Source organism: Streptomyces sp. NPDC048057, assembly GCF_040653095.1.
In the GTDB taxonomy this organism is placed as follows: Bacteria; Actinomycetota; Actinomycetes; order Streptomycetales; family Streptomycetaceae; genus Streptomyces.
In genome coordinates, this window is the sequence record NZ_JBEZNF010000020.1 from 101,365 (window position 1) to 118,425 (window position 17,061).

At 72.7% G+C, this 17,061-nt stretch carries 15 protein-coding genes; 6 read left to right on the top strand and 9 right to left on the bottom strand.

Annotated features, from left to right (window positions below; genetic code table 11):
- The first annotated feature begins 289 nt into the window (after positions 1-289).
- From AB0E05_RS23610 to AB0E05_RS23620, 3 genes are all read left to right on the top strand, one after another.
- On the top strand, positions 290-2,029 hold the full coding sequence (locus AB0E05_RS23610; protein ID WP_361966636.1) for a fatty acyl-AMP ligase: 1,740 nt from the start codon (positions 290-292) through the stop codon (positions 2,027-2,029).
- Positions 2,030-2,108: 79 nt separating this feature from the next.
- Positions 2,109-2,393: an acyl carrier protein gene (locus AB0E05_RS23615; RefSeq protein ID WP_361966638.1), complete on the top strand. Its 285-nt coding sequence runs from the start codon at positions 2,109-2,111 to the stop codon at positions 2,391-2,393.
- A 159-nt stretch (positions 2,394-2,552) separates the two neighbouring features.
- Positions 2,553-3,575 carry a TerC family protein gene (locus AB0E05_RS23620; RefSeq protein ID WP_361966640.1) on the top strand — a complete coding sequence of 341 codons (1,023 nt, stop codon included), beginning with the start codon at positions 2,553-2,555 and terminating at the stop codon, positions 3,573-3,575.
- Positions 3,576-3,759: 184 nt separating this feature from the next.
- Here AB0E05_RS23620 and AB0E05_RS23625 read toward each other — a convergent pair whose 3' ends face one another.
- Positions 3,760-4,344 carry a putative immunity protein gene (locus tag AB0E05_RS23625; RefSeq protein WP_361966642.1) on the bottom strand — a complete coding sequence of 195 codons (585 nt, stop codon included), beginning with the start codon at positions 4,342-4,344 and terminating at the stop codon, positions 3,760-3,762.
- An 88-nt stretch (positions 4,345-4,432) separates the two neighbouring features.
- Between AB0E05_RS23625 and AB0E05_RS23630 the strand changes: the two genes are divergently transcribed.
- Positions 4,433-5,140, top strand: coding sequence for a MerR family DNA-binding transcriptional regulator (locus AB0E05_RS23630; protein ID WP_361966644.1), 708 nt, complete (start codon positions 4,433-4,435; stop codon positions 5,138-5,140).
- Positions 5,141-5,161: 21 nt separating this feature from the next.
- On the opposite strand, the gene def is transcribed toward AB0E05_RS23630, so the two are convergent.
- The gene (gene def / locus AB0E05_RS23635) at positions 5,162-5,821 is read right to left on the bottom strand and encodes a peptide deformylase (protein ID WP_361966646.1); all 660 of its coding nucleotides are present in this window, start codon (positions 5,819-5,821) and stop codon (positions 5,162-5,164) included.
- Between the two features lie 98 nt (positions 5,822-5,919).
- On the opposite strand from def, the gene AB0E05_RS23640 reads away from it, so the two are divergent.
- Positions 5,920-6,564: a helix-turn-helix domain-containing protein gene (locus AB0E05_RS23640; RefSeq protein WP_361966648.1), complete on the top strand. Its 645-nt coding sequence runs from the start codon at positions 5,920-5,922 to the stop codon at positions 6,562-6,564.
- A 96-nt stretch (positions 6,565-6,660) separates the two neighbouring features.
- Here AB0E05_RS23640 and AB0E05_RS23645 read toward each other — a convergent pair whose 3' ends face one another.
- Positions 6,661-7,299: an HD domain-containing protein gene (locus AB0E05_RS23645; protein ID WP_361966650.1), complete on the bottom strand. Its 639-nt coding sequence runs from the start codon at positions 7,297-7,299 to the stop codon at positions 6,661-6,663.
- A gap of 155 nt (positions 7,300-7,454) precedes the next feature.
- On the opposite strand from AB0E05_RS23645, the gene AB0E05_RS23650 reads away from it, so the two are divergent.
- A complete protein-coding gene (locus AB0E05_RS23650) occupies positions 7,455-8,453 on the top strand; it encodes a DJ-1/PfpI family protein (protein WP_361966652.1) in 999 nt (332 codons plus the stop codon).
- A gap of 29 nt (positions 8,454-8,482) precedes the next feature.
- Here AB0E05_RS23650 and AB0E05_RS23655 read toward each other — a convergent pair whose 3' ends face one another.
- The 6 genes from AB0E05_RS23655 to AB0E05_RS23680 are packed head-to-tail and all read right to left on the bottom strand — an operon-like array spanning position 8,483 to position 17,057.
- A complete protein-coding gene (locus AB0E05_RS23655; RefSeq protein WP_361966654.1) occupies positions 8,483-8,737 on the bottom strand; it encodes a Trm112 family protein in 255 nt (84 codons plus the stop codon).
- A complete protein-coding gene (locus tag AB0E05_RS23660) occupies positions 8,724-9,764 on the bottom strand; it encodes a hypothetical protein (RefSeq protein ID WP_361966657.1) in 1,041 nt (346 codons plus the stop codon). The genes AB0E05_RS23655 and AB0E05_RS23660 overlap by 14 nt, the downstream gene beginning before the upstream one ends.
- Positions 9,765-9,767: 3 nt before the next feature.
- Complete coding sequence (locus tag AB0E05_RS23665) at positions 9,768-10,547, bottom strand: methyltransferase domain-containing protein (protein ID WP_361966659.1); 780 nt, start codon at positions 10,545-10,547, stop codon at positions 9,768-9,770.
- The gene (locus AB0E05_RS23670) at positions 10,544-11,911 is read right to left on the bottom strand and encodes a condensation protein (RefSeq protein ID WP_361966661.1); all 1,368 of its coding nucleotides are present in this window, start codon (positions 11,909-11,911) and stop codon (positions 10,544-10,546) included. Before AB0E05_RS23670 ends, AB0E05_RS23665 begins: the two co-directional genes overlap by 4 nt.
- Positions 11,908-16,269, bottom strand: a complete 4,362-nt coding sequence (locus tag AB0E05_RS23675) for an alpha-(1->3)-arabinofuranosyltransferase family protein (RefSeq protein ID WP_361966663.1) — start codon at positions 16,267-16,269, stop codon at positions 11,908-11,910. The genes AB0E05_RS23670 and AB0E05_RS23675 overlap by 4 nt, the downstream gene beginning before the upstream one ends.
- On the bottom strand, positions 16,266-17,057 hold the full coding sequence (locus AB0E05_RS23680) for a class I SAM-dependent methyltransferase (RefSeq protein WP_361966665.1): 792 nt from the start codon (positions 17,055-17,057) through the stop codon (positions 16,266-16,268). The genes AB0E05_RS23675 and AB0E05_RS23680 overlap by 4 nt, the downstream gene beginning before the upstream one ends.
- Between the last annotated feature and the right edge of the window lie 4 nt (positions 17,058-17,061).

Below are 17,061 nucleotides of genomic sequence, written 5' to 3' on the forward strand. Positions count from 1 at the left end.
CCCCGGGGCGCACCCGTTCGCCCACGGCCTCCGGGGCACGCCGGAGGCGACTTTCTATGTACGCAGCAAGTACCAACGGCGGGGCGAGCGTCGCGGTCACCCGGTACCCATCGGTACGTCATCTGCCATTTGCTTGTTCGAGGGGCATATCTCGGCCCCTCGGCGCCGGTGCACCCCACCGCTCTTTGATCCCTCTCATGGACGAGGGCTATGAAGGTGCACGCTGATGTCGCTGCGGAGTCCCCGTGCGTTCCCATCGGCCACTTCCCGTCCGGCGGAGGAATGCTCCATGACCGGCTCGTTGCTCCACGCCCCCAGCACCCTGCACCTGTTGCGTCAGCACGCGGCCGACCGCCCCGAGCGGCGGGCGGTGACCTTCGTCCACGACCACGACGCGCCCGACGGAGCGTCGTGGCTCACCTACCGACAGCTCGACGCCGAGGCCCGACGGGTCGCCTCCTGGCTGCGGGAGCGCTGTGCGCCGGGAGACCGCGTCCTGCTGCTGCACCCGCCGGGGCTGCCGTTCGTCACCGGCTTCCTCGGGTGTCTGTACGCCGGGGTCGTGGCCGTTCCCTCGCCCATGCCCGGCCAGTTCGCGTACCAGCGGCGACGGGTCACCGGCATGGCCGAGGACGCGGGGGCGCGGATCGCCCTGACCGACGAAGGGCAGCTCGACGCGGCACAGGAGTGGATCGACGGCGACGGCCTGGCACTGGAGGCGTACGCCAGCGACGCCCCCGGTTTCGGCGCGGCGCAGGCTTGGCGGGACGCGGGCGCGAGCGCCCGCGATCTGGTGCTGCTCCAGTACACCTCGGGCTCGACCGGCGTGCCCAAGGGCGTCATGGTCGACCACGGCAATCTGCTGCACAACGCGGACAGTCTGCGCCGCGCCCTCGGCCTGGACGAACACACCGGCTTCGGTGGCTGGATACCGCTCTACCACGACATGGGACTGATGGGGCAGCTGCTGCCCGGGCTGTTCCTCGGCAGCTCCTGCACGCTGATGTCGCCGATGTCGTTCCTCAAGCGTCCGCACCAGTGGCTCTCCCTGATCGACCGGTACGACGTGGGCTATTCGGCCGCGCCCGACTTCGCGTACGAGCAGTGCGTCCGGCGTGTCACCGACGAGCAGCTCGCCGCGCTCGACCTCGCGCGGTGGCGCTTCGCCGCCAACGGGTCGGAGCCCGTCCAGGCCGGCACCCTGCGCGCGTTCACGGCGCGCTTCGCGGCAGCGGGCTTCCGCGCCGAGGCCCTGGCACCGTGCTACGGCCTGGCGGAGGCCACCGTCTTCGTCTCGGGGCGCGCCGGACGGCCACCGGTCGTGGCGCCGGTCGACGCCGACGCGTTGGAGAAGCACGAGGTGCGGCCCGCGGAGCCGGACGGTCCGGTGCGGGAGCTGGTGGGCTGCGGGGACGCGCCGGACTTCGACGTCCTGGTCGTCGACCCCGACGACGGCCGGCCCCTGCCGGAAGGCGGCACCGGGGAGATCTGGCTCCGGGGCCCCAGCGTCGGCGCCGGGTACTGGGGGCGCCCGGCGGAGACCGAGCGGATCTTCACGGCGTACGCGGCGGACGGCGCCGGCCCGTATCTGCGCACCGGGGACCTCGGGGCGCTCCTCGACGGCGAGCTGCACGTCACCGGTCGCGTCAAGGACCTCATCATCGTGCACGGACGCAACCTCTACCCCCATGACATCGAGCACGAACTACGCGCACGGCACCCCGAGTTGGCTTCCCTGACCGGTACCGCGTTCAGCGTCCCGGTGCCGCAGGAGGAGGTCGTCGTCCTGCACGAGGTCCGAGGGCGCTTCTCCGAGGAGCGGCTGCGCGAGATCACCACGGCGATGCGCAGGACCGTCTTCCGCGCCTTCGGGGTCCGCACGGCCGGCATCCAACTGCTGCGACCCGGGGCCGTGCGCAAGACGACCAGCGGGAAGGTGCAGCGCGCCGAGATGCGCCGGCTCTTCCTGGACGGCGCGCTCACGCCGGTGCACCAGGACCTCGACCCCGCGCTCCGGGAACGCCGGTAGCGCCGCCGGGTTCGACCGCACGAGCCGACCACCTCCACCCGCGGACCCCCGCGTCCGCGCACCCACGACGGGAGTTGCCATGCCCCAGTCCGACACGACCCCATCGCAGACGGCCGCTCCCCCCGGCCCGGACGAACTGCGCACCTGGCTGGCGGTCCGGGTCGCCGAGTACACCTCGTACGAAGGGGAGATCCGGCCCGACGTGCCGTTCTCCGACTACGGGCTCACCTCGATCCACGCCCTCGCGCTCTGCGGTGACGTCGAGGACCGCTTCGGCATCGAGGTCGACTCCACCCTGATGTGGGACCACGACACCGTCGGTGCCCTCACGTCCGCACTGGTCGGGTCGCTCGACCGGCGGTGATCGGCGGCGGTGCCGCGGGGCGCCGGCGCGCCGAGGGGCGGTCCGGAGCCCCGCGGGCCCCGCAAACGCGCCCACGACCAGGGATTTTTGACCTTAGCTTTACCATTCCTTAGTCACCCTTGTACCGTTGGCCGCTCACGTTTAAGGGAGGGACCGAGGTTGGACGTCTCAACGACCATGTGGGTGCTCACGATTGTGGGACTGTGTGCACTCATCGCGGCTGACTTCTTCATCGGCGGCCGCAAGCCGCACGAAGTCTCCGTCAAGGAGGCGGGCATCTGGACGATCGTCTGGATCGTCCTCGCCGTGCTCTTCGGCGTCGGCCTGATGATCTGGGGCACCGGACAGGCTTCCGGTGAGTTCTTCGCAGGCTACGTCACGGAGAAGTCGCTCAGCGTCGACAACCTCTTCGTCTTCGTGCTGATCATGGCGAAGTTCGCGGTCCCGTCGATCTACCAACAGCGCGTCCTGATGATCGGCGTGCTGATCGCGCTGGTGATGCGCGCGGTGTTCATCGCCGCCGGCGCCGCCGCGATCAACTCCTTCGCCTGGATCTTCTACATCTTCGGCGCCTTCCTCATCTACACCGCCTGGAAGCTGATCGAGGAGGCCCGGGCCGGCGAAGAGGAAGAGGACTGGGAGGAGGGGCGCCTGATGAAGGCCATCGAGAAGCGCATCCCCTCCACCGACCAGTGGCACGGCACGAAGCTGTTCATCCGTGAGAACGGCAAGCGGCTGGCCACCCCGATGCTCATCGTCATGCTGGCGATCGGCGTCACGGACGTGCTCTTCGCGGTGGACTCGATCCCGGCGATCTTCGGCCTGACCCAGGACCCGTACATCGTCTTCACGGCGAACGCCTTCGCCCTGATGGGTCTGCGCCAGCTGTACTTCCTCATCGTCGGCCTGCTCAAGAAGCTGGTCCACCTGTCGTACGGCCTGTCCGTCATCCTCGCCTTCATCGGCGTGAAGCTGGTTCTGCACGGCGTGCACGAGACGACGGACCTGCACGTGCCGGAGATCTCCCTGCCGGTCTCGCTGGGTGTCATCTTCGGCGTCCTGATCATCACGACGATCACCAGCATCGCGGCGGCGAAGAAGACGGCGGCGAAGGAAGCCGCCGAGGCGGCCGACGCCGGCGAGTCGGACTCGTCCGAGCGGGCGGACGCCCCCCAGGGCTGACGGCCCTTCCTGCCGCACCGGCCCGACCGCACCCGGACGTGACTCCGGGCGCGGTCGGGCCGGTGCCCTTCTCCGACGATTCGTCTTCGGGAACTCCGAAGAACGCGCCCGACCCGAACTCGGCAGCGCCGTGCGGGTGCACGCGGCAAGGGGGTCCGGCCCACACGGCGGCCTGGACCGCCCTTCAGCAGCGCGGCGGCGACGCCCCCGCGGCCACCTCCGCCGACTGCCGCAGGGAGCGATCCAGATCGCTCATCAGCCGGGCGACCCGATCCCTGCCGCCCGCGGCCGGCGGGTAGCGACGGAGCACGTCGACGAGCACCGGCGTGGCGCGCTGCCGCGACCGCTCCAGCTGGGCGTCGCCCTTCCTCGGGTCACCGCCCGCCTCCAACTCCGCGATGCGCGCGGCACTTGAGGAGGCGCGCAGGATGTGACCGACCTGGCTCGCCTGCCAGATGGGGTGCAGATACGCGGCCGACGCGGCGTCACCAGCGGCCCGCGCGGCCAGCCGGGCGGCCTCCGAAGGAGCCGACCGGGCGGCTCGATGCGCCTCGACGGACGTCGTGCGCTGCAACCTGGTCCTGTTGGCACCGTTGATGAAGCACCAGGCCGCGTCGATCGCCTCGCGGGGCCGCGGATCGTCGGGCACGTCCCGCTCGAACACGGCCAGGACGTCCTCCGCGTGCCACACCACGTAGCGCGCCACGACGCGCAGTTCCGCCATCGTCAGGTCGAAGTCTCCGGAAACGGTATGTGCGCTCTGGGCCATGTTCCTGAATCATATTCCTGAACACCCGGTGAAAGGTTGTGACGAGACTTCCTGGCCACCGTGCCCAAAAGTCTCCAACGGAGGTCACATGCGACCGGTGAACGTGGCTCGTCAGCACGGCCTCTCCCCGCAGACGGTGCGCAACTACGAGGACGCCGGCATCATCCCGCCCGCCCACCGCAGCCGATCGGGGTACCGGGACTACACCGCCGCCCACGCCGCCGGCCTCACGGCCCACCTCGCACTCGTCCCCGCCTTCGGCCACGCGATGGCCCGCCGCATCATGCGCGCCGTCACCGGCGGTCACCTGGACGAGGCGCTGGAGCACATCGACGCCGGGCACGCCCTGCTGGCCCGCGACCGCAACACGCTCCGCACCGTCGAAGCGGCGCTCCCCCACCTCGCAGCCACCGCCCCAAACACCGCGACCGCCCCCCGCGCGCCGTACGGCATCGGTGAACTCGCCCACCACCTCGGGGTCAACCCGGCCACCCTGCGGGCCTGGGAACGCGCCGGAGTCCTCAGCCCGCGGCGCGACCCGCGCACCAAGCACCGCCAGTACCTCGCGCTCGACGTCCGCGACGCCGAACTGGCGCACCTGCTGCGCCGCGGCGGCCAACCCCTCGCCACCGTCGCCACCGTCCTCGGACAGCTCCGCGACGCCGGGAGCCTCACCGCGCTCACCGGGGCGCTGGAGGAGTGGCGCCGCGACCTCAGATCCCGCGGAACGGCCCAGCTGTACGCCGCCAGCCGGCTCTCCGCGTACCTCGACGCCCTGGCCCGCTCGGCGGACTGACCCTCCCGAGCGGCGCGGCAGTCACTTCCCGAGCCGTTTCGCGGCGGCGGCGCGGCGGGCGAACACCTCGTCCTGGGAGTCCTGCATCTCCCGCAGCACGGCCTTGCGTTCCCGCTGCGCGAGCCGGTCCAGATACAGCCGGCCGTGCAGGTGGTCGGTTTCATGTTGCAGGCACCGGGCGAAGTAGCCCCTGCCTTCGATGACCAGAGGGCTGCCGTCCTTGTCGCGGCCCCGGACCACGGCGCGGTCGAGACGGGGCACCACGCGGTAGGGGCCGGGAACGGAGAGGCACCCTTCGGCCTCCTCCACCAGACGGCGGTCGTCGGCGGACACGTCCTCAAGAACCGGGTTGGCGATGTGCCCGACGTGCCGCACGCCCCACTCGTCCGTGATGTCCCAGACGAACAGTTGAAGGTCCACGTCGACCTGGTTGGCGGCGAGCCCTGCGCCGTTCGCCACCTGATTGGTCGCGAACATGTCGTCGATCAGCCGCGTCAGCTCCGCCGTACCGAACTCGGTCACCTCCCGGCACCGGCGGTGCAGGACCTCCTCCCCCACCACGGTGATCCTGCGGACCTCCCCGCGTTCCACCTCCGGCGCGAGCCGCGGATAGGACGCGACCGGCTCGCCCTGCACCCGTACGCGTCGATCCCGTGCGGTGTCACCGAACCCCACAGCCATGAACCGTCGACCTCCTTGTCACGCTCCTGCCGACGGAGCCCAGACGGCGCGGGCCCTTCGGCTTGCCAAGAGCTTTGCAAAGTAGCAGACTTTGCAAAATGAGTGATGGAGAACGTCGAGTCGAAGCCACGGAGGCGCTCCAGGACCGGGCCCGCCGACTCCTGCCCGACCACCCCGTGCGCGTCGCCCTGCTCGACCTGCTCGCCGAAGTCGGCACCCTCACCTCCACCGAGGCCGCCGCCCGCCTCGGGCACAGCTCCGGCCTGTGCTCCTTCCACCTGCGTCAACTCGCCCGGTACGGCCTGATCGAAGAGGTTCCCCACCGAGGGGGCCGGGCCCGGCCGTGGCGGCTGCGCTGGGGCACGCCCGACCCCGCCGGCGCGGAGGCTCCGGAGGAGTTCACCGCCCTCACCCGCGGGCTGGAGGACGAGAGCTACCGGCACTGGCTGGCCCACCGGGACCAGGCGCCGGCGGAGTGGCAGCAGGACGAGTCCTTCAGCGCCGTCCTCCACCTCACCCCGTCGGAGTCGGCCGAACTCGCCACGTCCATCCGTCGCCTCTTCGCCCGCTACGGCGACCGCGAGGTCCACCCCGCCACCCGCCCGTCGAACGCGGTTGCCGTCGCCGCGGTCACCCGGCTCTTCCCGCTCTTGACCGACCGTCGGACGCCGCCCCGGGCGGAGCGGGACGGCGTCCACGACTCGGCGGATCGACTCACCCTGTCCGACGGCCAGGAGGACTGACCGCCGGGCCCCCGCTCAGGAGAGCTGCGGACGTTCCGCACCTGGCCCACGCACGTACGCCCCTGCCCGCTCCCTTCCCGGTCCCGGTCCGGTGCTTCACTCGGGCCAGTCGGAGCCCTGGATGACCTCCACGAAGTCGCCGCGCCTGAAGCCGGGGACGAAGTGCGCGAGGACGTCCGCCTTGACGTTGCCGAAGGTGGTCAGCGGACGGTCCTTGATGCCGTCGGTGAAGGCGGCGAGGATCTGCTTCTTGAAGTCCGGGCGGGGGTGCGCCGCGACGACGGCCGCGCGCTGTTCGTCGGAGACCGCGTCGTAGCCGATGCCCAGGACGTCGAGTTCGACGCCGCGGGTGACGAGGGCCACCTCGGGCGCCATGTGGAGGGGGATCTCGGGGGTGGTGTGCAGGGCGACGGCCGTCCAGACCCGGTCCGCCCGGTCGCCCGTGATGCCGTGCCCCGCGAGGAAGCGGCGGGCCTCGTCGGCGCCGTCGATCTCGAACCGCTGGTCGGTGCGGCGGAAGCGCTCGGTCAGCCCCAGGTCGTGGAACATCGCGCCCACGTACAGCAGCTCGGGGTCGAACGCCAGCCCCTGCTCCCGGCCGCGGAGCACCCCGAAGAGGAACACCCGCCGGGAGTGGTCGAACAGCAGGGGCGGGGCGGCGTCCCGCACCAGCTCGGTCGCTTCCCGCGCCAGGACGCTGTCCGGGATCTGCACGCCCGCGATGGTCTCGCCCATGGAGTACGCCTTCCGTGGTGTTCGGTGCCGGACACGCTGTGGACGCCGTCTGCGCCCTTCCCGCGTGCTCGCTGACGACTTCCACCTTCGCGCGTGTCCTACGCTGCTGCCATGTCTATGAGGTCAGGGACACCACAGATTCGGACACGGTCGGCATGACGGAGCGGGTGACCATCCTGGTGTTCGACGGCGTGACCATGCTCGACGTCACCGGCCCCGGGGAGGTGCTGCACCAGGCGGGCCGCATCGGTGCCCGCCATGCGTACGACGTCGTCCTGGTCTCACCGGGCGGCGGGGAGGTGACGACGTCCTCGGGGCTCACGCTGACGGGGGCGATGCCGGCGGCCGATGCCGACCCCGTCGGCACGCTCGTCATCGCCGGCGGCGACCGGCTCGCCGAGCGTCCGGTCGAGGACGAGCTGCTGGCCGCGGCCGACGCCCTCGCCGGGCGGGCCACCCGGGTCGCTTCGGTCTGCACCGGCGCCTTCGTCCTCGCCGCCCTGGGCCTGCTGGACGGGCGCCGGGCGACCACGCACTGGCGGCACGTCGAGACCCTGGCCCGCCGCCACCCCCGGGTGCGCGTGGAACCGGACGCCCTGCACGTCCGCGACGGGCGGTACCTCACCTCGGCCGGGATCAGCGCGGGCATCGACCTGACCCTCGCGCTCGTCGAGGACGACCACGGGGCGGACACCGCCCGGGAGATCGCCCGCGAGCTGGTCGTCTTCATGCAACGGCCCGGCGGACAGTCGCAGTTCTCCACCGCCGTCACGACCCCGCCGCCCCGCAGCCACGTGCTCCGCCCGCTGATCGCCGCCGTCGTCGCCGACCCGGCGGGCGAACACACCCTGCCCGCCATGGCCCGGGCCGCGGCCGTCAGCCCCCGACACCTGACCCGGCTGTTCCGGAACGAGTTGCACACCACCCCCGCCCGCTGGGTCGAACGCGCCCGCCTCGACCACGCCCGCCGGCTCCTCCTGGACGGGCACGGCGTCACCTCGGCCGCACACCACAGCGGACTCGGCAGCGACGAGACGCTGCGGCGCGCCTTCGCCCGCCACCTCGGCACCACGCCCAGCGAGTACCGCAGACGCTTCGCCACCACGCGGGCGCCCGGGGCACCGGGGCTCACCGACCCCGCCGACGGCGACTGACCCGTCACGACGGGTCCGGCGTCGACGCCCTACCGCGTCAGCCGCTCGTGCTCCTCGTCGGACACCGGCACCCCGGACGCCGGACGCAGCTGCGGGACGCCGTTCACGATGGGGTAGAGACGGCGCAACCGAGGGTTGTACAGGGCGTCACCGAAGCCGTCGCCAAAGGCGTCGCCGGCCGGTGCCGCAGCCGCGACGGGGTCGGCGCCGGACAGGACGAGCCGCAGCTTCCCCTTGTCCAGCGGGCAGACGAGGATGCCCAGCAGCGGGTCATCGGGGGTCATGGGCGGTCAGCTCCTTGGTAGCTGTCGTCGGGGGCGGCGGGCCGGTCGGGCCGGCCACCTCGATCCGCTCCGACGGATCGTGCTCCGGCGACTCGTGCTTGGGCCGGTCGTGTTCCGGCTGGTCGTGTTCCGGCTGGTCGTGTTCCGGCTGGTCGTGCTTCGGCATCGCGAGGAGCACCGACACGGCCAGCAGGGTCCCCGCGACCCGTAGCGCCATCCGCACCGGATCGTCGGGCAGCGCCTCGCCGAACGCGAACGTACCCAGTACGGCGGTGAACACGCTCGACACCGTCGTGCACACGGGCACGATCAGGGAGACCCGGCAGCGCTGGAGCGCCACCTGCGACATGACGAGTCCGAACGCACCGGTGAACAGCAGGAGATACGGGTACGGGGAGCCCAGCACACCGAGCAGCACCGCACCGGGCCGGTCCAGCACCCCGGCCAGTCGCCCCGACAGCCCCTTGATGGCCAGCGAACTCACCCCGTACAGCAGCCCCAGGGCGATCGCGTAGTCGACCCCCGTCGCCGGCTTCCGGTGCCGCCGTCGCGCGCGGCGCTCCGCGACGGCGTACAGCCACGTCCCGGCCGCCAGCGTCGGCACGCAGACCAGCAGGATCATCGGCACCGGCGCGTCGCTGCCGACGGTGTCGGCGTCACGGGAGAGGGAGAGGACCACCATCACGAGGGCGCCGAGGACCGCGCCGATCGCGAACCGCTCCCGCCCGGTGGTCCGTTCGCCGAGCAGTCGCGCCGACAGCAGCAGGAGCAGCACCAGGCCGGAGACGAAGACGCCCTGCGCGGCGGCGATCGGCAGCGTCCGGTAGACGACGAGCTGCGCGCCGAAGGCCGCGGCCAGCGCCAGCGCGCCACCGATCCACTGCACGTTCCCGAGGACCAGCCGCAGCAGCCGTGCGGGCTCCCGCACCGAGATGGCGGGCATGCTGCCGAGCGCCCGCTTCTCCAGGACGAATCCCGTGCTGGAGAGCACGTTCGCCAGCAGTGCGGCGGCCACCCCCCACCACACCGACTACGTCTTCCGGGCGTGCAGCAGCAGGATCGAGGAGAGCGACGGGGCCGCGCACGCCAGCCGGTCCAGGGGCCGCATCGGGCGGGGCACCCCGTGGAAGGGCGCGCCGGCGACCCGTACCACCTCGAAGCCGGACGCGGTCACGAACTCCTTCAGCGCACGGGCCGTGTAGAGCCTCAGGTGCCCGACGACCTCGCTGCCGGGACGGCCGTGGATGCCGCGCAGGCTGACCTCGGAGAAGACGGGTTGGACGCCGGCGAGCAGCAGGGCCCGGTTGTACCAGGCGGCCAGGTTCGGGGTGGACAGCATCAGATGGCCGCCGGGGCGCAGTACGCGCCGCAGTTCGTCCAGGGCGCTGTCCGGGTCGACCAGGTGCTCGATCACCTCGCTGAACAGCACGGCGTCGGCCGCGCCGGAACTGAACGGCAGTCGTCCTGTGCCGAGTTCGCCGCGCACCACGTCGGTGAGTCGGGTCCGGGCCCGGCGCAGGGCGTCCTGCGACCAGTCGACGCCGACGACGCGGTGGCCGGCGAGCAGGGGCGCCGCGGTGGCCGCCGCCGTCCCGTCGCCGCAGCCGACGTCGAGGACGACGGCGGGTCGCACGGCGGCCGGGCCGAGTGCGGCAGCCAGCATCCGGGCCTGTCGCAGGCTGCGGGCGTCCCCGGAGGCGACGGGCACGGCGGGATTCTCGTAGAACTCCCGGAGCCCTCGGGGTGCGGCCGCGGTGGTCGCGCCCGGGGCCCGGGCGTCCGTGTCCGTGCCCTGCCGGGTCGTCGTCATGGCGAACCTCCTTCCGTCGCCCCGCCGGTGGCGGTCGTGGCGATCTCCGTCGCGGCCAGGCACCGCTCGAACCGCTCCAGCAGCCTCGCCCCGTCCTCCCGGGCCAGCAGCGCCTTCGACCAGCGCAGCGCGAGATGCAGCCGCCCGGCGGTGGACACGGTCGTCACGCTGAGCCCGCGGGGCATCCGGGCGGGTGCCGAGAACCACAGGGCGTCCGCGCGGCCCGCGTCCCCGAAGTCCAGTTCGTACGCGAGGCGGCCGATGTTGCTCAGCAGTGCCGTGGAGGTCCACGGCCCCGCCGCCCGCCGCAGACCGCGGGCCGCTGCGGCGCGCCAGGCCACCGGCAGTACCGGAGCCGTCAACAGAAGGGCTCCGTATCCGAGTTGCGGCCGGGGTACGGCTTTGAGGGTGCGGGTGCGGTCGGCCGTCCGGTGCAGCAGCGCCCCCACGGCGTCCGGGTCCGCGACCCCGCGCTCACCGGCCGCGAGTTCGGCCACGGTGAAGGGGACGTCGACGAGGCGGGTGCCGTTGCCGATGGGCATGTCGGCGCCGCGCGGCCGATCGTCCACCGCCATCGTGATCCGGATCGGGCGCGGTGGGGCGCCGTGCTCCCGGTTCCACCGCGCGATCGTCAGCGCGGTGGCGACAAGGAGCTGGTCGTTCACCGTGTACGCGGCGCCGCGCGGGCGGCGCGGTACGGCCAGGTCGGCCACCAGCACGCCGTTGCCCGGGCCGCCGGACGGGGCGCCGCGCGCCACGCGGGCGGGCGGCACCCACGGGGACGGCCCCGGCGCCGCGGCCCGGCCCCCGCCGGGGGTGCGGACCGGCGGCGCCGCCGGAGCGCTGCCCCGGCCGCCGTACACCTCGGCGGCCGTCGCGAGGACCCGCAGACACGCGGGCCCGTCCAGCGCGGTGTGGTTGACGGTGAGGAACAGGGCCGTGCCGCCGGGTCGTTCCGGGTCGTCGACGACCTCCACCCTGATCGGCGGGGACGTCGACAGCGGCGGAGCAGGGGCCAGGCAACGCTCCCTGGCCCGCTCCAGCGCCTCGGGCTCCGGCTCCGGAGCCGTCACCACGTCCACGCCCGGGTCCGGCCCCTCGGTGAGCTCCCAGAAGTAGCGGAGCCGGTACCAGGGGCCGGGTGCCTGGCGCACCTGGGCGCGCGGGTGGCGGCGCAGCGCTTCGGCGAACGCCCGCCGCAGCCGCGCCGGGTCCACCCGCCCCGGCAGCCGGACCTCGATGTGGATGGTTTCGGGTTCCTCCTGCTGGAGGCAGTGCCGCTCGACCTCGTCGACGACGGGGAAGGGCACCAGGACGGGCCGCGCGGCCTGTGCGGGGCGCACGGGCCCGTCCGGGGCCGTCACCGGACGTCACCTCCGAGGATGCCGGGGGCAGCGGGCTTTCCGGGGTCCGCCGAGGCGTCGGGAGCGGGCGCGCCCGGGTGCTCGGCGCTCGGCTGGGTGCCCGACTGGATGCTCGGCTGAGCGCTCGGTACGGCACCGCCGCCCGGCCCGGACTCCGCATCCGTACCCGCCCCGGAGCCGGAATCGGCCTCGGGCGCCCGCCCGAACCGTCCGAGCCCGCCGACGGTCACCAGCGCCGCGAACAGCGCGATGAACGCGAGGAGTTGGGCCACGTGCCCGAACGCCCCCTCCCCGGCGGCCGGAGCTTCACCGGCGCCGGTTGCCGCCGCGATCCCCGCCCCCGCCATCGCGGCGAACGCGATCGGCACCAGCAGCGCGCGCCGTCGCAGGGCGACCAGCGCGAGCGCCGGGACCAGCAGCGCGAACCAGCCGGCGACCACCACGGCCACCAGGGTCACGGCCGCCAGACCGAGGACCGTCCCGGGCCCGTTCGGCACCGCAGCGGGCTCCGTCCCGGCCGTGCGCTCGGGGTTCTCCTCGCGCCTGCGGTACAGCACCAGCCCGATCAGTGCGAGCAGGGCGACCCCGCTGACGACCAGCCCGATCTCGTACGTCCGGGTCGGCTCGTACGACAGCTTGACCGTGCCGCCCTCGCCCTCCGGGACCTCGAAGCCCTGCTGCCAGCCGTCGAGCCGGAGCGGCGTGAGTTCCTTCCCGTTCAGCGTGGCCTTCCAGCCGTCGTTGAAGTTCTCGTACGTCGTGAGGTACGAGGCGACGCCCGCGCCGACCGACACCTCGCGGCGGTCGTCCTGCCAGTCGCCGACGGTGAGGTCCCGGCCGTTCGCGGCCGGTGCGGCCGGCTTGCCCCGGGTGAGGGTCACACCGGTGACCGCGAGCGGACCCGCGTCTCCGGCCTCGACCTGGTGCTCACCCTTGTCGAGCGCCAACTCCGACTGCGGCACGCCATGCTGGCAGAGCGTCACGTCAATGGGGCGTCGCTCCACGAGGTCCCGGACGGTGCCCTTCGCGCTGGTCGCGTGGAGGGTTCCGTCGACCGCCAGAGTGGGGCCCTCACCGCACTGCAAGGTGAACGGACGGTCGGTGGCGGGCTGCTTCGTGCGGTGGTTGGCGAGGGACGGGACGTGCAGCTCGGTGAGACCCACGGGGAGCTGCAGGTCGTCGTCGGCGAGGGGGTTGTACAGGGTCACCGGCGCGGTCCGGGTGATCTTGACGGTCATCCGGTTGGTCGTGATCGCGTCGAACCGGGCCCACCCGTTGTCGTCGACGTTGGCGGTCGCCGCACCGTGGGGGGAGCTGATCTCGATCTTCGTGGGCCGGGCCGAGAGCCCGCCCGCGCCGGCCAGCACCAGCGAGTCCACGGCCTTCTTGCCGGCCCACTCCAGATGGATCACCGGCTTGTCCCCGGCGATCCAGGCGGTCGTCAGATCGCCGTCGGTGAGGTTCCGCGCCGACAGCTCCGTGCCGAGCCGGGCAGTGGAGTCGGCGGTCGCGACGATCTGCCGGTTCTGCTCGGGCGCCACCCGGTACAGGAGCCTGTCCAGTTCCGCGCCGGGCACCGGCACCGCGCTGATCTTGACGTCGTGCGCTCCGGCCGTGCCGGTGGTGAAGGAGCGGTGCAGCCCCGCCTCCGTGCCGGCCGGGGAGAGCCCGCCCGGGTCGGAAGGCCGGTTCAGCGACACCGTCTCGGCCGCCGCCTTCGAACCGGCACCGTCGGTGGGCAGCTTCAGCATCCGCGTCACGGTGACGCCGGGGACGGCGACCTCCGCGAACCCGGCACCCGTGAGCCCCGGCCGGTCGGCCGCGGCGTCCAGGATGGTGAGCTTCAGCCAGCTCGTCTCACCGGAGGGCACGGCGATCTTCTGCGTCCTGCCGTCGGCCGCCAGCGTGCTGATCTCGTTGTCCTGCTCGGTCTCCACCTTCACCCGCGTCGGGGCGGCCCGCACCCCGTCCTGCGGAAGCGGGGTCACCTCCAGCGACGACGGCAGCTGCTGCTTCCCGTCGAACGCGATGCGCAGCCACTGGCCCTTCGAACTGCCGGGTGCGCCCTCGGCCCACGCCGTGTCCGGGTTGCCGTCGAAGGCGTTCACCGGGTCGTACTGCGGCAGGTGGAACAGCCAGTTGCCGCTGGAGGACGCAGTGACCTCGCGCGCCCCGCGCAGCTCCGCGACCGTCTGGCGCTCGACGCCCTTCCTCGGCAGGATCTGGCGCGGAGCGTCCCCGGGGTCCTGCACGCTGTCGGCGTGATTGCGCTCGTTCTCGGTGTACGTGTACGAGGTGTTGGTGTTCACCAGGCCGAACCGGGTGTCGGCGCGGCGCAGTCCGTCACCGGTGACCTGGAGCGCCGGCTCGTCGACGCCGGGGTGGTCGTCGCCGGTCAGCACGGTGGGTCGGTCGCGCAGCGACGGGTCGGCGGAGAGCGGCAGCAGGGACTCCGGCCCACCGGACACCACGGCCGTGTCGGCGGCGGCGTACATTCCGGCCCGGCCGGGCGGTACGGAGCCCTCGGCGGGCGCGAAGATCTCCACCGCGCGTTGCTGCGGGTAGAGGCCCTCGACCTGGAGGGGGGTGTCGTCCGCGATCCGTCCACCGGTCATGACCGGGCCGAGGCCCTGCACCCGCTGGTAGCCGGACTGCTCCAGGGCCCGCTTCACCGTCGGCGTCGGCACGTAGCCGAGCTGGTCCGGGTCCAGGTCGTTGCGGACCACCACGTAGTGCAGTCCCGCCCGGCTCAGGTAGTCCCGCAGACCCGGTATCGCGGCGCCGGTGAGCAGCGCCTGCTCCACGGCGTCCATGGCGCGCCGGTTGCCGGCCGTGCCGAACGGCACGTAGTCGCGCTGGGCCCAGGGGGAGTCGGCGAGCACGTCGAGGGGCTGGTCGATGGGAGAGCCCCAGGTGTAGATGCCGTGCGCGGTCGCCGGGACCACCAGGGCCCGGCTGTCCGGCGAGTTCGTCTTCAACCAGTCGGCCGTGGCCTCCCAGTACGTCGGCAACTTCTTGAACGAACCCGGTTGCAAGATGGACCCGTTGACGTACGGCAGGAGGAGCCCGGGCAGCACCAGCAGCGCCGCGATCAGCGGGGCGTACCGCCGCTCCCACCGCACTCCGTGGCCCGGGCGGGCCCCGCGCTCCCGTGCCACGACGGCGGTGAGGTGGACGAGGCCGAGGACCAGGGCGAGCGCGAGACCCGGCTGGAACTTGTAGACGTTCCGGAACGGTGCGAGCACCCCGTCCAGCAGTTCCTGCACGGACCCGGCGAACGGTGCGCCGAACTTCCCCGCGTATCCGGAGAGGGTGAGCAGCGCGACCGTCAGCACGGTCAGCACCAGCCAGCGGCGCTCCGGCAGGTCGCGGCGGGCGAGTCCCGCGAGCCCCAGGGCGGCGGCCAGCGCGGAACACACGATGACCGGAACCGAGGCCGCGACGCTCCATCCGGCGGGCAGCCAGGCGTCACCGAAGTTCAGGTACGCCACCCAGTTGCCGGCGCCGCGCAGGGTCTCCGTCGCCGCCATGGTGTCCGTGGTGACCTGTGAGGTCTCGATGTACGGGAGGAAGTTCTCGCCGTACGCGCTGAAGATCAGCAGCGGGACGACCCACCACAGCGTCGCCAGGACGACTCCCGGCACCCACCACGCGATGAGCTTCCACTTCCGCGGGCCGTTCGGTCGGGACAGCAGATAGAGGCCCACCGGCAGCAGGGACGCGAGGGTCGACACCGCGTTGACGCCGCCCATGAAGGGGATCAGCAGCGCGGAGCGCAGCGCCGCGACGCGTGCGCCGTACCGGTCGTCGGTGAGCGGCAGCAGCACCCACGGCAGCAGTGCGCCGGGCAGCGCGGCGGCCGAGGTGGACCCGACGACGACGGTGAACGTCGGCCACAGCGCGTAGACCACGGCGCCGAGCAGTCGCGTCGAGCTGGTGCCGACGCCGAGGCGTTCGGCCAGCCGCAGCGCTCCCCAGAAGGCGGTGGCCACGATCAGCGACAGCCACAGTCGCTCCGCCAGCCACACCGGCAACTGCGCCAGATCGGCGAGACCGTAGTACGGGAGCATCGGGAAGGCGTACCCGATGTACTGGTTGACGAGTCCGCCGAAGCCGGCGCGGTCGTGCCACAGCTGTCCGAGGTCGGCGATGAACTGCCACGGGTCCGCGGCGACACCGAGCTTGGTCTCGAACGTCATGCGCCCCGGCGACACCGCCAGGAAGAGCACGAACACCGCGGCCCAGAACCCCAGGAGCCACCGGCGCGACCGGGGCCCGTCGGGCGGGTCCTGGGTCGCGCCGGTGGTCCGGACGACTGCCGGAGGGGGAACCTGGGCCGCTGGGGCCGTACTGGTCATGGACACCGCCGAAGAATGAGGAGGAGATTCCAGGTAGCGAACTCACGCAGGACCGGCACTCGGGTCACCGCCCCGGCCAGGAACGGCCAGTAGCGGGAGCGGGCGGCGACCACCGTGACGTCGGTCCTGGCCCGTACCTGGCGCAGGGTGGGACCGATGTGCACGGCGAAGAGGTTCTCGCCGAGGATGTGCTTGGCGGGGCGGCCGGTGCGCCGCTCGTAGCGGGCCCGTGCCCTCGTGGCGCCCAGGTAGTGCCAGGGAGCCCATTCGTGACCGCCCCAGGGGGACAGCCAGTTGGTGAACGAGACGTAGATCAACCCGCCGGGGCGGGTCACGCGGGCCATCTCACTGAGGAAGGTCTGCGGATCGTCCACGTGCTCAAGGACGTTGGAGGAGAAGCACACGTCGGCCGAACCGTCCGCGAGCGGCAGCAGGAAGCCGTCCGCGACGACCGCCCCCTCGGGCGGCTTCGGCCCCAGCTCCCCCGGGTCCGGTTCGAAGAGGAAGCTGTGCGCGCCGCGCCGCCGGAACTCCTCCGTGAAGTATCCGCGCCCGCCGCCGATGTCGACGACGGTCCGCCCGCGGACGGGCCCGTCGTACGCCTCGACCTGATCGGCGGCGTCCCGCGCCAGCAGCTCGTAGCACGTCTTGGGGTCGTCCTGCTCGCGCAGGAAGGCCCGGAACAGTGCCGAGGAGCGTTGGAAGGAGGGGTCCTTCAGTGCCGCGCGGCGGGCCGCCGGCGGCGGGACTCGCACGGCGGTACGGATCCTTGAACCAGGGGTTGCCATCGGT

Bases quoted from the DNA above. Each gene is read 5' to 3' on its own strand.
- AB0E05_RS23630 (WP_361966644.1), top strand. From the start codon at position 4,433: ATGCGACCGGTGAACGTGGCTCGTCAGCACGGCCTCTCCCCGCAGACG.
- AB0E05_RS23640 (WP_361966648.1), top strand. From the start codon at position 5,920: ATGAGTGATGGAGAACGTCGAGTCGAAGCCACGGAGGCGCTCCAGGAC.
- AB0E05_RS23665 (WP_361966659.1), bottom strand. From the start codon at position 10,547: ATGACGACGACCCGGCAGGGCACGGACACGGACGCCCGGGCCCCGGGC.
- AB0E05_RS23625 (WP_361966642.1), bottom strand. From the start codon at position 4,344: ATGGCCCAGAGCGCACATACCGTTTCCGGAGACTTCGACCTGACGATG.
- AB0E05_RS23655 (WP_361966654.1), bottom strand. From the start codon at position 8,737: ATGACCCCCGATGACCCGCTGCTGGGCATCCTCGTCTGCCCGCTGGAC.
- AB0E05_RS23680 (WP_361966665.1), bottom strand. From the start codon at position 17,057: ATGGCAACCCCTGGTTCAAGGATCCGTACCGCCGTGCGAGTCCCGCCG.
- AB0E05_RS23645 (WP_361966650.1), bottom strand. From the start codon at position 7,299: ATGGGCGAGACCATCGCGGGCGTGCAGATCCCGGACAGCGTCCTGGCG.
- AB0E05_RS23675 (WP_361966663.1), bottom strand. From the start codon at position 16,269: ATGACCAGTACGGCCCCAGCGGCCCAGGTTCCCCCTCCGGCAGTCGTC.
- def (WP_361966646.1), bottom strand. From the start codon at position 5,821: ATGGCTGTGGGGTTCGGTGACACCGCACGGGATCGACGCGTACGGGTG.
- AB0E05_RS23650 (WP_361966652.1), top strand. From the start codon at position 7,455: ATGACGGAGCGGGTGACCATCCTGGTGTTCGACGGCGTGACCATGCTC.
- AB0E05_RS23610 (WP_361966636.1), top strand. From the start codon at position 290: ATGACCGGCTCGTTGCTCCACGCCCCCAGCACCCTGCACCTGTTGCGT.
- AB0E05_RS23615 (WP_361966638.1), top strand. From the start codon at position 2,109: ATGCCCCAGTCCGACACGACCCCATCGCAGACGGCCGCTCCCCCCGGC.